14 protein-coding genes are annotated in these 14,560 nt (G+C 66.0%); 6 read left to right on the top strand and 8 right to left on the bottom strand.

Annotated elements, in window-relative coordinates; all coding sequences use genetic code 11:
• Positions 1–6: 6 nt before the first annotated feature.
• The gene (locus U5771_RS12980) at positions 7–1,242 is read left to right on the top strand and encodes an NADH:flavin oxidoreductase/NADH oxidase family protein (protein WP_322024346.1); all 1,236 of its coding nucleotides are present in this window, start codon (positions 7–9) and stop codon (positions 1,240–1,242) included.
• A gap of 45 nt (positions 1,243–1,287) precedes the next feature.
• On the opposite strand, the gene U5771_RS12975 is transcribed toward U5771_RS12980, so the two are convergent.
• Positions 1,288–1,611, bottom strand: coding sequence for a hypothetical protein (locus U5771_RS12975; protein ID WP_059681079.1), 324 nt, complete (start codon positions 1,609–1,611; stop codon positions 1,288–1,290).
• 279 nt (positions 1,612–1,890) lie between these two features.
• Positions 1,891–2,226: a hypothetical protein gene (locus tag U5771_RS12970; protein ID WP_322024345.1), complete on the bottom strand. Its 336-nt coding sequence runs from the start codon at positions 2,224–2,226 to the stop codon at positions 1,891–1,893.
• Between U5771_RS12970 and U5771_RS12965 the strand changes: the two genes are divergently transcribed.
• Positions 2,225–2,857, top strand: coding sequence for a LysE family translocator (locus U5771_RS12965; protein ID WP_322024344.1), 633 nt, complete (start codon positions 2,225–2,227; stop codon positions 2,855–2,857). The genes U5771_RS12970 and U5771_RS12965 overlap by 2 nt on opposite strands.
• Positions 2,858–2,935: 78 nt before the next feature.
• Here the strand turns inward: U5771_RS12965 and U5771_RS12960 are convergent, their stop codons facing one another.
• Positions 2,936–4,564, bottom strand: coding sequence for an NADP-dependent glyceraldehyde-3-phosphate dehydrogenase (locus tag U5771_RS12960; RefSeq protein WP_322024343.1), 1,629 nt, complete (start codon positions 4,562–4,564; stop codon positions 2,936–2,938).
• A 462-nt stretch (positions 4,565–5,026) separates the two neighbouring features.
• Positions 5,027–5,980, bottom strand: a complete 954-nt coding sequence (locus tag U5771_RS12955; protein WP_322024342.1) for a LysR family transcriptional regulator — start codon at positions 5,978–5,980, stop codon at positions 5,027–5,029.
• A 227-nt stretch (positions 5,981–6,207) separates the two neighbouring features.
• Here U5771_RS12955 and U5771_RS12950 point away from each other — a divergent pair, with 227 nt between their 5' ends.
• From U5771_RS12950 to U5771_RS12940, 3 genes are all read left to right on the top strand, one after another.
• Complete coding sequence (locus tag U5771_RS12950; protein ID WP_322024341.1) at positions 6,208–7,236, top strand: DUF1338 domain-containing protein; 1,029 nt, start codon at positions 6,208–6,210, stop codon at positions 7,234–7,236.
• 485 nt (positions 7,237–7,721) lie between these two features.
• Entirely contained in the window at positions 7,722–8,873 is a 1,152-nt protein-coding gene (locus U5771_RS12945) for a branched-chain amino acid ABC transporter substrate-binding protein (RefSeq protein WP_322024340.1), read from the top strand.
• Positions 8,874–9,068: 195 nt separating this feature from the next.
• Complete coding sequence (locus tag U5771_RS12940) at positions 9,069–10,241, top strand: FAD-binding oxidoreductase (protein WP_322024339.1); 1,173 nt, start codon at positions 9,069–9,071, stop codon at positions 10,239–10,241.
• A 126-nt stretch (positions 10,242–10,367) separates the two neighbouring features.
• Here the strand turns inward: U5771_RS12940 and U5771_RS12935 are convergent, their stop codons facing one another.
• From U5771_RS12935 to U5771_RS12920, 4 genes are all read right to left on the bottom strand, one after another.
• Positions 10,368–10,940: a PAS and helix-turn-helix domain-containing protein gene (locus tag U5771_RS12935; protein ID WP_322024338.1), complete on the bottom strand. Its 573-nt coding sequence runs from the start codon at positions 10,938–10,940 to the stop codon at positions 10,368–10,370.
• A gap of 88 nt (positions 10,941–11,028) precedes the next feature.
• Entirely contained in the window at positions 11,029–11,553 is a 525-nt protein-coding gene (locus U5771_RS12930) for a DUF5943 domain-containing protein (protein WP_322024337.1), read from the bottom strand.
• Positions 11,554–11,585: 32 nt separating this feature from the next.
• Positions 11,586–12,557, bottom strand: coding sequence for a dipeptidase (locus tag U5771_RS12925; protein WP_322024336.1), 972 nt, complete (start codon positions 12,555–12,557; stop codon positions 11,586–11,588).
• Between the two features lie 58 nt (positions 12,558–12,615).
• Entirely contained in the window at positions 12,616–13,962 is a 1,347-nt protein-coding gene (locus U5771_RS12920) for an MFS transporter (protein ID WP_322024335.1), read from the bottom strand.
• A gap of 206 nt (positions 13,963–14,168) precedes the next feature.
• On the opposite strand from U5771_RS12920, the gene U5771_RS12915 reads away from it, so the two are divergent.
• The gene (locus U5771_RS12915) at positions 14,169–14,357 is read left to right on the top strand and encodes a hypothetical protein (protein ID WP_322024334.1); all 189 of its coding nucleotides are present in this window, start codon (positions 14,169–14,171) and stop codon (positions 14,355–14,357) included.
• Positions 14,358–14,560 lie beyond the last annotated feature (203 nt).

Raw genomic sequence — 14,560 nt, 5'->3', positions numbered from 1 at the left:
TCCACCATGAACCTGTTTGCGCCCCTCACACTGCCCAATGGCGCGGTGATCCCGAACCGGCTCGCCAAGGCCGCGATGGAAGAGAACATGGCCGATGCGGACCACGCGCCGTCCGACGCGTTGCTGCGCCTGTACCAGGCGTGGGCCGACGGCCGGGCCGGCCTGATCCTGACAGGCAACGTGATGGTGGACGGCCGCGCGATGACGGGGCCGAACGGCGTCGTGCTCGACAGCGACGCGCATCTCGGCCGCTTCCGGCGGTGGGCGCAGGTCGCGCGCTCCGGCGGCGCGCACGTGTGGATGCAGATCAACCATCCGGGGCGCCAGATGCAGGCAGCGCTCGGCCAGACGACGCTCGCGCCGTCGGCCGTGCCGCTCGCGCTCGGCGCGCTGTCGAAGCAGTTTCCGGTGCCGAAGGAGATGACGGAAGCCGACATCGTCGACGTGCGGCAGCGCTTCGTGCGCGCCGCGCAGCTCGCCGAGCAAAGCGGATTCACCGGCGTGCAGATCCACGCGGCGCACGGTTACCTGCTGAGCCAGTTCCTGTCGCCGCTGACGAACCGCCGGCAGGACGCGTGGGGCGGCAGCATCGAGCACCGCGCGCGGCTGCTGCTCGACATCGTGCGCGCCGTGCGCGCGACCGTGTCGCCCGCGTTCGTCGTGTCGGTCAAGCTGAATTCGGCCGATTTCCAGCGCGGCGGCTTCAGCGCGGACGATGCGAAGCGCGTCGTCGAATTGCTGAATCCGCTGGGCGTCGATCTCGTCGAACTGTCGGGCGGCAGCTATGAAGTGCCGGCGATGCAGGGCGAGGCGCGCGACGGCCACACGCTGGCCCGCGAAGCGTATTTCCTCGAGTTCGCACGGGACATCACGGCCGTCGCGGCCATGCCGCTGATGGTCACGGGCGGGATCCGGCGCCGCGCGGTGGCCGAGCAGGTGGTCGCCAGCGGCGTGGCGATGGTCGGCATCGCGACCGCGCTGTCGATCGAGCCGAACCTGCCGCGCGACTGGCAGGCCGGCAAGGACAGCGCGCCGGCGCTGCAGCCGATCCGGTGGAAGAACAAGGCGCTGGGCGCGCTGGCGAACATGGCTGTCGTGAAATTCCAGCTCGCGCGGTTGAGCGCCGGCCGGCGCACGCATCCGGACGTGTCGCCGCTGCGCGCGCTGGTGTCGCAGCAGGTGGCCGCGCAGTGCCAGACGCGGCGCTACCGGAAGTGGCTGGCGGGGCGGGCGGCGCGCTAGCCGCGAACGCCGCGAAGGCGGCGCGTCGGGCTGCCCGATGCCCGCTTACACCGGATACGCGTCGTCGACCTTCAGGTTCGCGAGCCGGAACAGCGTGCGCAGCGTCTGCGGATGAATGTCGCGATGCGCGGCGAGCGACGTCAGCATGAAGTCGAGGACCTTCGCGTAGCGCAGCAGCACGAGGCAGCGCGCGAGATCCGCGTTGCCGCCGCGCATGCCTTCCGCGTAGCTGACCATCTGGGTCGACAGCGTGCGTGCCATCTCGAGTTCCATCTGTTGCTTTTCCGTCCATTCGGGTTGCGGTTGTTCGAGCAGTTTCGCGAGGAAGATCTGGAACGACGTATCGGACGAGTTGGGCAGCGCATCCATGAAGTGCCTCGTAGCTTGCGTGGATCGTTCGGGCGTATCCGGGGATGGTCCTGATCCGGGTTCATGTCCGCGCCGATCGGCGGCGCGGCTGTCACTGCAATGCGAATGCAGGTTCCATACCAGCCCCGCGATCCGATTGTTGAGCAATGTTGACGCGGGTCGCGGCAGCGCCCATCGCGTCCCGCCGGGACTGGCTCGCAAGAAAAATCGAGGGGGGTGTCCATACGCCGCGCGCGATCGCGGTCGGCTGCGCGACCGGGTCCGGACGGACGAAATGCTTCAGCGATGTAACGTAACGCCGGGTTGAAACCGGCTGCGTGTTTCGGTCGACGCATCGCCGGCATGCCGCGGCGCTCGTGCGTCGGCGGCGTCCCCACGGCCTTGGACCGCTTGCGTGCGGCGCGCCGCGACGATGCCCGCCGCATGCTGGAAGCGCGCGCCGCATGCGCCGGATGTTTCATATCCGAGACGTTTTTGTCGCGGCGCGCCGGCGGCATGCGCAACCTGCGTCACGCGTGCCACCCAACTGGCCCAGCGAATAACCGGACAACTGTCCATGGGCAGCGGCGCCGTGTTTGCGAACAATCTCCGCATCATTCCCGCGAGGTTCGACATGAGCGTCCACGCCTTCTTCTCGGCCAACCTGCTGCTGGCCTACACGGCCTATTTCGTCGGTACGGCCAGCCCCGGCCCGAGCAACCTCGCGATCATGTCGGTCGCCGCGAACCATGGCCGCAAGGCGGCGCTCGCGTTCGCGCTCGGCGTCGTCTCGGGCTCGATGTGCTGGGCGACGGTGGCAGCGCTGGGCGTATCGGCCGCGCTGCTCGCGTGGTCGAAGCTGCTGGTCGCGATCAAGCTGTTCGGCGGCGTGTACCTGCTGTGGCTCGCGTTCAAGTCGGGCCGCACCGCGTGGTCGGCCAAGGCGGCCGCCACGCTGAAGGCGACGCCCGACCGGACGCTGTCGCGCTTCTACGCGCGCGGCGCGCTGCTGCACCTGACGAATCCGAAAGCCATCCTGGTGTGGGTGTCGATCGTCGCGCTGTCGTCGAACGGCGCGGGCGCGTCGCACGGTGCCGTCGTGCCGGGCTGCATCGCGATCGGATGCCTGGTGTTCGGCGGCTATGCGCTGGTGTTCTCGACGGACGGCGCACGCCGGCTGTACGTGCGCGGCCGGCGCGCGATGGAAGCGTGTCTCGCGGTGGTGTTCGGCGTGGCGGGAATCCGGTTGCTGGCGTCGAACGTGTAATCGGGCACGCCGGCGACCAACGACGCGGCTACGGCAGCGGAGCGGGCGCCGCGACGCCCGCGCCCCCGCTTCGATGCTTCAGAAAATGAAGCCCGTGTTGATGAACTTCGAGTGGTGATCCGACACGATCGAATCGAGCAGCTGCTTGCTGCCGTCGGTCTGCTTCGCCGCGACCATCGAGCGGATCGAGAACGCGCGCAGCGCATCGGTCACCGACAGCGTGCCTTCCGCCGAATCCTTGCGCCCGGCGAACGGGAACACGTCCGGCCCGCGCTGGCACTGGCAGTTGATGTTCACGCGGCACACCTGGTTCACGAGCGGATCGACGAGCGCGCCGATCTGCGCCGGATCGGAACCGAAGATGCTGACCTGCTGGCCGTGCTCCGACGTCGTCACGTAGTCGAGCGCGGTTTCCACGTCGTCGAACGGCGCGACCGGAATGATCGGCCCGAACTGTTCCTCGCGATACAGCTTCATCCCTTCGGACACCGGATACACGACGGCCGGGTAGAACAGCGTCTTGCTGAACTCGCCGCCCGCGTGGTTGACGACCTGCGCGCCCCTGGCCTTCGCGTCGTCGATCGCGTCGGTCATGTACGCGGTGCGATGCATGCCCGGCAGCGGCGTGATGCTGACGCCTTTCTCCCACGGCATGCCGATCTTCAGCTGTTCGAGCGCGGCGGTGAAGCGCTTCAGGAATTCGTCGACGATCGAGCGATGCACGAGCAGCATCTTCAGCGCGGTACAGCGCTGGCCGTTGAACGACAGCGCGCCGAGCAGGCACTCCTTCACGGTGAGGTCGAGATCGGCGTCGGGCAGCACGATCGCCGCGTTCTTCGCATCGAGGCCGAGGATCGCGCGCAGCCGGTGCGACTTCGGATGCTGCTTCTTCAGGTGATCGGCGACCTTGCTCGAGCCGATCAGCGCCAGCACGTTGATCTTGCCCGACGCGAGCATGTGCGGCACGACCACCGCGCCCGGCGCGTAGATCGTGTTGATCACGCCTTGCGGGAACGCGTCGCGGAACGCCTCGAGCAGCGGCTCGAACAGCAGCGTGCCGTACTGCGGCGGCTTGAACACCACGGTGTTGCCCATCAGCAGCGCGGGGATCAGCGTCGCGAAGGTTTCGTTCAGCGGATAGTTGTACGGACCCATGCACAGCACGACGCCGAGCGGCGTGCGGCGGATCTGGCCGATCGTGCCTTCCGCGATCACGAAGCGCGAGTTCGCGTTGTCGAGCTCCTTCAGCGCGTCGATCGTCTGCGTCATGTACGTGACGGTGCGGTCGAACTCCTTCTGCGAATCGGCGAGGCTCTTGCCGATCTCCCACATGATCAGGTTCACGACCCGCTCGCGCTGCGCGACCATCCGCTTGATGAAGTCCTGCATGCACGCGATGCGCTGCTCGACCTTCATCGTCGGCCACTCGCCGCGGCCCGAGTCGTACGCGCGCACCGCGGCGTCGAGCGCCGCATCGCTTTCCGTCTCGCCCATCACCGGATAGCTGCCGATCTCCATCTGCGCGACGCTGCCGTCCGGCTGGCGCACGCACACGGGCGACAGCACGGTCTTGGTCGCGCCGTCCCACGGGCGCAGCTCGCCGTCGACCAGCGACACGCGCTGGTGGATCGGTGCTGCGAGGCGGAACTCGGCGGGGATGTCCTGATAGGCGGGAAACAGCTGCTGCAGGGAAGCGGAATCGGGCATGACGGTCTCGTTTGACGGGGTGTCCGGGAAGGACGGGCGATGCGGAATCCTGAGCTGAATGATCCTCGATCCTGAATCGGCATCATGACGCGCGGACGACGAGGCGTCACGCGACGGCGTGGCCGAAACGCGGAATGGAACCAGTTCCATTAAAAAGGAACGCCGTGCCGATTGCAAGATTTGCCGAACGCCATCGCACAATGCGTAAGCGATTTGAAGGACTGTGTCCGAATGCCGGGTATAAGCCGGTCAGTGCATGCGCAAACGTTTCACTTCGGCCGAATTGGGCGGATAATGAGCGCGTGCGGCGAAGAAAAAAATACCCCGGAACCTGAGAGAAAACACACGCAGTGAACAAAAGCGAGAAGGTCCGCCGCGCTGCCGAAGCGAGGTCGGCTGCCCGGAGCGCCGGGTCGGGGTTGCCCGCCCGGCGCGCACCGGACCTACCGCGAACCGCCGCGTTCACTCGACGTCTTCGTCATCTTCCGCATCCACGTCATCGCCATCGTTGGCCCGCCCCGGCGCCGCATACGCGCTCGCCTGCTCCAGCAACCACGCACGAAACGACTCCAGCGGCTTGCTGTGGCTGAACTCCGTCGGGTACACGAGGTAGTACGCCGAATCGCCGACCGTCGCCGCGTCGCACGGCACGATCAGCCCGAGCTGCTGCAACTGTTCCTCGACGAAGAACTTCGGCACCAGCGCGATCCCGAGCCCGGCCGCGGCCGCGCTGATCAGCATCGTGTGCAGCTCGTAGCGCACGCCCTGCATCGTGCGGATGTCCTCGACGCCGTGCGTCTCGAACCACTGCGCCCAGGCACCGGGACGCGTCGTCGAGTGCAGCAGCGGATACGCGAGCAGATCCTCCACGCGTTCCACCGGCCCGTCGAGCAGCGCGGGCGAGCAGATCGGCACGACTTCCTCGCCGAACAGGTAGTCGGACGACGTGCCGGGCCAGGTCGGCTTGCCGTAGTGGATCGCGGCCTCGAAGTGCGTGTCCTCGAACGAGAACAGGTCGGTGCGGCTGCCCATGTTCACGCGCACGTCCGGCGTGCGGTCGTAGAAGCTCTTGATGCGCGGGATCAGCCAGTGCGACGCGAAGGTCGGCAGCACCGCGAGCTCCAGGTAGCCGCCGCCGCTGCCGTGCGCGATGATCGACAGCGTGTCGCGGTCGAGCGCCTCCAGCGCGCGCCGCACCTGCGTGCCGTACAGCTTGCCGGCGCGCGTCAGCACGACACGCTGCTTCACGCGCGCGAACAGCCGCACGCCGAGGCTCGCCTCGAGCGTCGCGATCTGCCGCGATACCGCGCTTTCGGTCAGGAACAGCTCCTTCGCCGCGTGCGTGAAGCTCTCGTGGCGCGCCGCGGCTTCGAAAGCCACGAGCGCACCCATGTTGGGGATCTTGAATTTGCGCATGATGCTCGTTTTGTCTGACGAACGGACCCGCCCGCGGCGGGCCGGCGGACGAGTGTGGGGGCCGCGAATAATTCCAAAAACTCATCACGTGTCAATTTAATCTCGCTTTACGCCCCGCTGCAACCCTTTGAATAATGCATCCCACGCAAGGCCAGGCGCCCGCTGGGCGGCCGGCCATCCGAGTTGCCGGCACGTTTGCCGGCGGTCCCCCGAACACGAGAATCCTGATGCGCAATCCGAATATCGAGAGCCTGCTGACGAAGCTGCTGGGACAGGCGAAGACCGACGCCCTGTTCGCGACCCTGAACATGCCGGCCATCCTCGAAGAATGGGAAACCGACGTCGTCACGCGCGCGGAAATCGCGCAGGCGATGAACATGGCGCTGTTCGAAGGGCTGCTCGAACGTTCGGCGAACGGCCGCGCGTACACGGCCGATGCCATCGAGAACGGCGGCTCGGTCTATTTCGACCACGGTGCGCTGCGCACGGTGCGCTGGCCGCACACGGGCGCGCTGCCGCCGGGCGAAGCTGCGTTCACGCGGATCCTGCGTCCGCTCGGCTTCCGCCTGAACGGCCGCTATCCGCTCGACAAGCTCGGCATGACCGGCCGCGCGTATGCACACGAGGATGCGCCGGACGAGATCGCGCAGTTCTTCGTCAGCGAACTGCATCCGGAGCGTTTCTCGAAGGAGTTCCAGCAGGCGGTGACGAACGTCGTGCGCTCGTCGCGCGATCCGCTGTCGCCGGCGGCCGTCGCGCTCCTGTGGGAGATCGAGCGCGAAGGCTGGCTGTCGCTCGACGCCGCGCATGCGCTGCTGCCCGAGATCGTCGGTGCGTTCGCGCGCCAGCACGACCTGCCGAACGAACTCGACTACGAGACGCTGCTGCTCGAATCGGCCGAGATGGCGTGGATCGCCACCGAAGGCAACGCGTTCAACCATGCGACCGATCGCGTGACCGACGTGTTCAAGCTGTCCGACGACGAGAAGGCGAAGGGCCGGCCGATGAAGCCGGACGTCGAGCGCTCGCGTTCGGGCCGCGTGTTCCAGACCGCGTATCGCGCGGACATCGTCGAGCGCGAGTTCCGCACGCGTGACGGCGGCACGGTGAAGCGCAACGTGCCGGGCTCGTTCTATGAATTCATCACGCGCCGTCGCACGTTCGACCAGGCGGCGCGCCGCTGGGTGACGGACCTGCGTTTCGATGCGGGCAACGCGCAGGGCATCTTCAAGATGACGGCGAACGCGGCGAAGTAAGCGCGACGCACGAAGACAAACGGGCCGGCGGCTGGTGACAGCCGCCGGCCCGTTTGCGTTGCATGGGCGCTTCGATCGTCGGAACCGGTCAGGGAGTCGCAGTTGCCCGACACGGCGATGATGCTCCATCGGCATTACCCGGTGCGGCCCGGGTACGACGGCACGTGCGCGCATCCGGCCTGATGTTTCTCCTTCCCGGCCCGCCGTCGCGCGTACCGCGTACCGTCGACTGCGCCGCCACTTGATGACAATTCCGCACAACATAGTTCCGATATTTCGTTTGCTGCACGCGTATTGGCTACCCACAATCGGTTCACCTCTTTCGCGCTGACAGGTTCCCCGGAGACGGAACCGCGGTGATCGACCGGCAAGCGACACGCCACTGGCGACGCGCCGGCGACGGAAAAAATTCACCGGCACGCGGGAGGTCGCCGGCGCGCGATGGTCGCGCGTCGCATCCCGACCCACAGAAGAAGGATTGGCCGATGACGTTCCGCATTCGCTCGCTTTCCGGCATGGCACTGACCGCCGCGATCTTCGCGTTCCAGACGGGCGCGGCCCACGCGCAGGAGACGGTCGTCAAGGTCGGCGTGGCCGTGCCGCTGACCGGCGGTGGCGCCGCGTATGGCAAGGACATCGAGAACGGCGTGCGCATGGCCGTCGACGAGGCGAACGCCGCGCATACGACGATCGGCGGCAAGCCGGTGAAATTCGTCGTCGCGTCGCAGGACGACCAGAGCGATCCGCGCATCGGCGTGCAGGCCGCGCAGCAGTTGACCGACGCGCAGGTGGCCGTCGTGATCGGCCACTTCAATTCCGGCACGACGCTGCCCGCGTCGAAGATCTACGCGAAGGCCGGCATTCCGATGATCACGCCGTCGGCGACCAATCCCGACATCACGCGCGCCGGCCTCGGCACCGTGTATCGCGTGATCGCGACCGACGCGCAGAACGCCGGCAATGCCGGTGCGTATGCGGCGAGCGTGACCAAGGCGAAGCGCATCGCGATCATCGACGATCGCACCGCGTTCGGCCAGGGCGAAGCCGACGAATTCGAGAAGGCCGCGAAGGCCAGCGGCGGCACGATCGTCGCGCGCGAATTCACGAACGACAAGGCGGTCGACTTCAGCGCGCAGCTCACGAAGATCAAGAGCACGAATGCCGACCTGGTGTTCTTCGGCGGCCTCGACGCGCAGTCCGCGATGCTGGTCAAGCGCATGCGCCAGCTCGGCATCCGCGCGCAGTTCCTGGCCGGCGGCGGCGTGATGAACGCGAACTTCATCAGGCTCGCGGGCAATGCGGCCGAAGGCGCGGCCGTGTGGGAATACGGGCAGCCGCTGTCGCGTCTCGCGAAGGGCAAGCAGTTCGAGACCAGATTCAAGCAGAAGTACGGCGTCGACATGCTCGCGTATGCGCCGTTCGCGTACGACGCAACGTGGATCGCGATCAACGCGATGCAGAAGGCGAACTCGACGAAGCCGAGCGATTTCAACGGCGCGCTGAAGGGCACGCGCTACGACGGCATCACCGGGACGATCGCGTTCACGAACACGGGCGACCTGAAGAACCCGAGTTCGACGCTGTATGAAGTGAAGAACGCCGCGTGGCAGCCCGTCACCACGCAAACGGCGGACTGAATACCGACCGCGCGCGGGCTTTCGCGGCGACGCCGGACGTGCTGAAATACCCAAAGCGATCTCGGATGCGATCGCGGCGCATGTCGGGGCGATTCGCCGGGCGGTCCGCACGCACGGCGCCGCGCGCGACGCGGCACGAACAACCTTCGGGTGCGGCCGGCTGGCCGTGCCTTTCACGTGCAACTGGAGTCAGTCGTGAGTTCTCAAGTCGTCATCGTCGGCGGTGGTGTGATCGGCAGCTCGATCGCCTATTTCCTGCGTGCTACCGATCCGACGGTGTCCGTGACCGTCATCGAACGCGATCCCACTTATGCGAAGTCGTCGTCGGCACTGTCGGCCGCGTCGATTCGCCAGCAATTTTCGACGCCGCTGTCGATCGAGATGTCGCTGTTCGGAATCGACTTCCTGCGCACGATCGGCGAACGGCTCGAAGTCGACGGCACGCGCCCGTCGATCGATCTGCATGAAGGCGGCTACCTGTTTCTGGCGACGCCGGCAGGCGATGCGACGCTGCGCGAGAACCATGCGCTGCAGACGAAGCTCGGTGCCGATATCCGCTTGATGGATCGCGAGGCGCTGCGCGCGAAGTTTCCCTGGCTGAACGTCGACGATCTCGTGTCGGGTGCGTATGGCGTGAGCGGCGAAGGGTGGTTCGACGGTTACGGGCTCGTGCAGGCGCTGCGCAAGAAGGCGCAGGCGCTCGGCGCGCGCTACGTGCCGGCCGATGTGACCGGCGTCGTTCGCGACGGCCGCAAGGTCACGCACGTGGTGACGCACGACGGCGAGCGCTACGCATGCGACACGCTCGTCAACGCGGCCGGCGCGTGGACGCGCACGCTGTCGTCGATGATGGGCATCGACATTCCCGTGCATGCGCGGCGTCGCAGCATCTTCAACGTGTCGTCGCCGGCGAAGCTCACCGACTGCCCGCTGCTGATCGATCCGACCGGCGTGTATTTCCGGCCGGAAGGGCGCACGTATATCTGCGGGACGTCGCCGAGCCCGGATCGCGATCCCGACGATCTGCCGCTCGACCAGGTCGATCACGACCTGTTCGACGAGGTGATCTGGCCGACGCTCGCCAATCGCGTGCCGGAGTTCGAAGCGTTGCGCGTGGAGAACTGCTGGTCCGGGTACTACGAGTACAACGTGTTCGATCACAACGCGATCATCGGGTATCACCCCGAGCTCGACAACGTCGTGTTCGCGAACGGGTATAGCGGGCACGGGCTGCAGCAAGGGCCCGCGACCGGGCGTGGGGTGAGCGAACTGATTTTGGGCGGGCGATACGAATCGCTCGACCTGTCGTCGCTCGGCTGGGAGCGTGTGCTCGAAAACCGGCCGATCGTCGAAAAGAACGTCGTGTAGCGCGGCGTGACCGCCCGGTGTGGGGTGGGCGGGATTCTCCTTGTGTCTCAATCTGATTGGCCCGGCTCTGCCGGGCTTTTTTTGTCGGAGCGGGGATGTCGGAGGTGTCGTTCTGGCGCGCGAGTCTCACGCCAGCAGGCACGCGATCAGATCGTGCGTCGTACGGACTTCATACTTTCGCAACAAGCTCGCGCGATGAATGTCGACGGTGCGCGGGCTGATGCTCAGCTCCTTGCCGATTTCCTTGCTGGTGAGCCCGTGAACGAGGAATGCCGCGACATCGCGCTCGCGATCGGTCAACGTGCTGGCGACGTCGGGATGCTTGGCGTCGCCCGACAGGTCGGTGAAGGTCCAGATAGCCAGCTCGAAGGGCCGCTTCGGGTTGTAGCCGAAGCCGCACACGGTGACCCAGAAATGGCTGCCGTCGACGCGGCGCATGATGCGGTCGTCGCTGAACCCCGCATGTTTCGCGAGCAGCGGCGCGAGGCGGCGGCCGGTCGTCGCGAAGTCCTTCTGCTGCGGATACAGCTTCGCGAACGACTGGTCGATGATGTCGTCGCGGGTCGCCCTGAACAGTTGCAGCGCCTTCTCGTTGCAGTCGACCATGATGCGCTCTTTCGCCACGATCGCCGCGACGGGCAGATGCCTGAAGAGGTCTTCGTAGTCGAGGCTGGGCATCGTGTCGGTCATGTTCGGCATCGGGTCGGCGGGGCCGAACCGTGTTCGGACCCAGGCTATCGGGCAGGTTCGCTCCTGTCCGATTGTAGCCGTAGCGCCTGCAACGCACTCATCCGACGTGGAAGACGCAGCAATCGTGCCCTTCGCCCGCACACCGGACTTCGGCCGAATGCGCACGCGGGCCCTTGCTCGCCGCGTCGGGCGCGGTGTCGTTGACCCAGTCCATCGCGCCGGCGAACCAGCCCGCGAACATGTAGCACAGCTTGCCGTGCCTGTCGGGCTGGGCCAGCACGAAGGACGAGTGATGCAGATGGATGCGCGCATGCGACGTCGCCGGATCGGCTTCGGCGATGGTGAACACGCCCCAGCCGCGCTGCGACAGCCGCTTCAGATAATGCTCGAACACGGCCATGCCGCCGAGGCCGTGCTGCTTCGCCTCCTGGTCGCACCAGTGATGGGCGGACTTGTAGCCGGCCGTGTAGAGGATCGACGCATACGCTTCGCGGCCGAGCGCTGCTTCGACGGCGACGTGATTGTTCGTGAAGAAGTGGCGCGGCACGTACAGCATCGGCAGCGCGTCGGTGGTCCAGACGCCGGTGTCCGGATCGACGTCGATGGGCAATTGTGGCTGCATGGCGGGTGCGTGGTGTGGATGTGTGGTGCGATTCAACCGTTCCACACTTCGCCGAACACCCGCAGCCAGTTCTCGCCCATCACCTTCCTGATGCGCGCGTCGCTCCAGCCGGCGCGTTGCATCGCGGCCGTGAGGTTCGGGAATTCGCCGATCGTTCGGATGCCTTCCGGATTGACGACCTTGCCGAAATCCGTCAGGCGGCGATAGCGGCCCTTGTCGTGCGTGATCCAGTCGAAGAACTCGGTGCTGTAGCCCTGCGTGAAGTCGGTGCCGATACCGACCTTGTCCTCGCCGATCACGTCGATCACGTATTCGATCGCTTCGAGATAATCGTCGATGGTTGCGTCGGCGCCGCGTCGCAGGAACGGCATGAACATCGTGACGCCCACGAAGCCGTTTGCTTCCGCGATCTCGCGCAGTTGATCGTCCGTCTTGTTGCGCGGATGCTCTTTCAAACCGGACGGGCAGCAGTGCGAGTAGGTGACCGGCTGCTTCGAACAGGCGATCGCGTCGGATGAGGTTTTCGCGCCGACGTGCGACAGGTCCACCATGATGCCGACGCGGTTCATTTCCTGAATCACTTCGCGGCCGTAACCGGACAACCCGCCGTCCGGTTCGTAGGAGCCTGTGCCGACGAGGTTCTGCGTGTTGTAGCAGAGCTGCACGACGTTCACGCCGAGTTCCTTGAACACCTCGATATAGCCGAGGTTGTCCTCGAACGCATACGCGTTCTGGAAGCCGAGGATGATGCCGGTCTTGTTCTCCTGCTTCGCGCGCAGGATGTCGTCCGTCGTGCGCACCAGCGTAAGGATTTCACCGTACTCGCGGATCTGCTGCTTCATCTCCACGATGTTGTCGATCGTCTTCTGAAAGTCTTCCCACACCGAGACCGTGCAGTTGACGGCCGTGACGCCGCCCTTGCGCATGTCTTCGAACACCGATCGCTCGAATTTCGAAATGTTCAGGCCGTCGATGATGATGCTGGAGTCGTGAAGGCTGGTCATGGTGTCCGTCCATGCGTTGAATTTTTACGGCAAGCCGGCAAAGCGGGGGGGCGGGCGCTCAAACGGCGCGTTCGACGCCGCGCTTCGCGGACTGGGCGGCTCTCCCGGTTGCCGGACCGGCTTCCTCGAGTGCCGTCTTCGACGTTTCCGGCAGGGCCAGGCCGCCGATCATCGCGAAGATCGACACGGCGATCAGGTAGTACGCGGGCGACAGGTTGGTCCCGGTCGCGGAGATCAGCCACGTGGCGACGAGCGGTGCGGTGCCGCCGAAGATCGTGTAGGCGAGGTTGTAGGTGATCGCGGATGCCGTGTAGCGGGTTTTCGTCGCGAACACTTCCGACATGAGCGGCGCCGTCACCACGCCCGAGAACACCGCGCCGATGGCCAGCAGCGCGACGCCGAGGAGCGATTGCGATAACACGCCCGAACCGCCCAGCGAGAACGCCGGATACACCGACACGATGATGAAGAGCCCGGTCGTGGCGATCGTCGCGCGGCGGCCGACGAGGTCGGAGTAGAGGCCCGCGAGCGGGCACAAGGCCGCGGCGAAGAGGAGCGCGAGCACCGTCACGAGGAGCGACGTACCGCGAGACAGATGCCCGGCCACTTGAAGATACGTCGCGAAATAGGTCGTGAACGTGTAGAACGACAGCGCCGTCACGGACACGAACGCACCGAGCTTCAGGATGTTCAGCGACTGCGAATGCAGCGTTTCCATCAGCGGGGCGTGCGCGATGTCGTGCTTGCCTTCGAGCGCCTGGAACGCGGGCGTTTCATTCAGGTTGACGCGCAGGTAGACGCCGATGAGGCCGACCGGTGCCGCGATCAGGAACGGCACGCGCCAGCCCCAGTCGATCATCGCCTGCGACGACAGCGACGACTCGAGCAGATAGGCCACCACCGCCGCGCAAGCGAACGACGAGAAGGTCGACACGGGAACGAAGCTGCCGAAGAATGCGCGGCGGCGGCGCGGTGCATGTTCCATCACGTACGCGCATGCGCCGGCATATTCGCCGCCTGCCGAAAACCCCTGGACGCAGCGGATCATCGTGAGCAGAAACGGTGCCCAGTAGCCGATGGTCGCGTAGGTCGGGAGCAGGCCGATCAACGTCGTCGAGCCGGCCATCATCAGGATCGTCAGCGCAAGCGTGCGCTTGCGGCCGATCCGGTCGCCGATGACGCCGAAGATCAGGCCGCCCAGCGGGCGGAAGGCAAAGGCCACCGCGAAGACGGCGAAGGTCTTCAGGAGACCGATCGTCGGGTCGCCGCTGGGGAAGAATTCGCGCGTCAGGATGGTGGCGAGAAAGCCGTATGCGGCGAAATCGAACCATTCGACGAAATTGCCGATCGACGCTGCGGCGATCACGCGCCGGAGGGTGCGGGTGTCGACGTCCTGGGTGGTCATGGTCTTGTCCTCTTGGTGTGGGCGCTTCGGTCCGTGTCGAAACCCATGGTAGGGACGCCAATTACCTAGGTCCATACGTGTCAATTACCTAGGTAATCGGGGGCGGGAGGCGCTTGGTGGCGGAGCCATTCGACTGCCGGCCGGAGTTGCATAAGGGAGCGTGGCGGCTAGACTGGAAGTGCCCCATGCACACCATGGAGGGAGACATGACGACCATCTATGTCGTGAAGACCGGGCTTCAGTTCCTCTGCACCGGCGAGGACGGCGACATCGGCATGGCGCCGGTGATTGAGGAGGCCATGTCGTTTCTGTCGTATGAGGAAGCGAAAAAGGTGGCGAACGCGAACGCCGATCCCGGGTACGAAATCCTCGCGGTCGATATTGTCTGCCGGTGACGGGGAGCCAACTGGCGAGGGCTCGATGAGGGCGGTGCCGCGATGGCGCGCGCATCGCGGGCCCGGTGCGGCGTCGTTTCCATCCGGTCATCAACCCAGGCGCCGATGCCGCGACACACTTTCAGTCATCTTTGACAACCGCCACGACCGCAACCGCCGGGAAGCGCCAGCAGGCGCTGGTCGAAAGCCGTCGAACGGTCTCG

This window comes from Burkholderia sp. BCC1977 (assembly GCF_905339595.1).
Lineage (GTDB): Bacteria > Pseudomonadota > Gammaproteobacteria > Burkholderiales > Burkholderiaceae > Burkholderia.
This window is presented reverse-complemented; position numbering and strand designations above follow the sequence as displayed.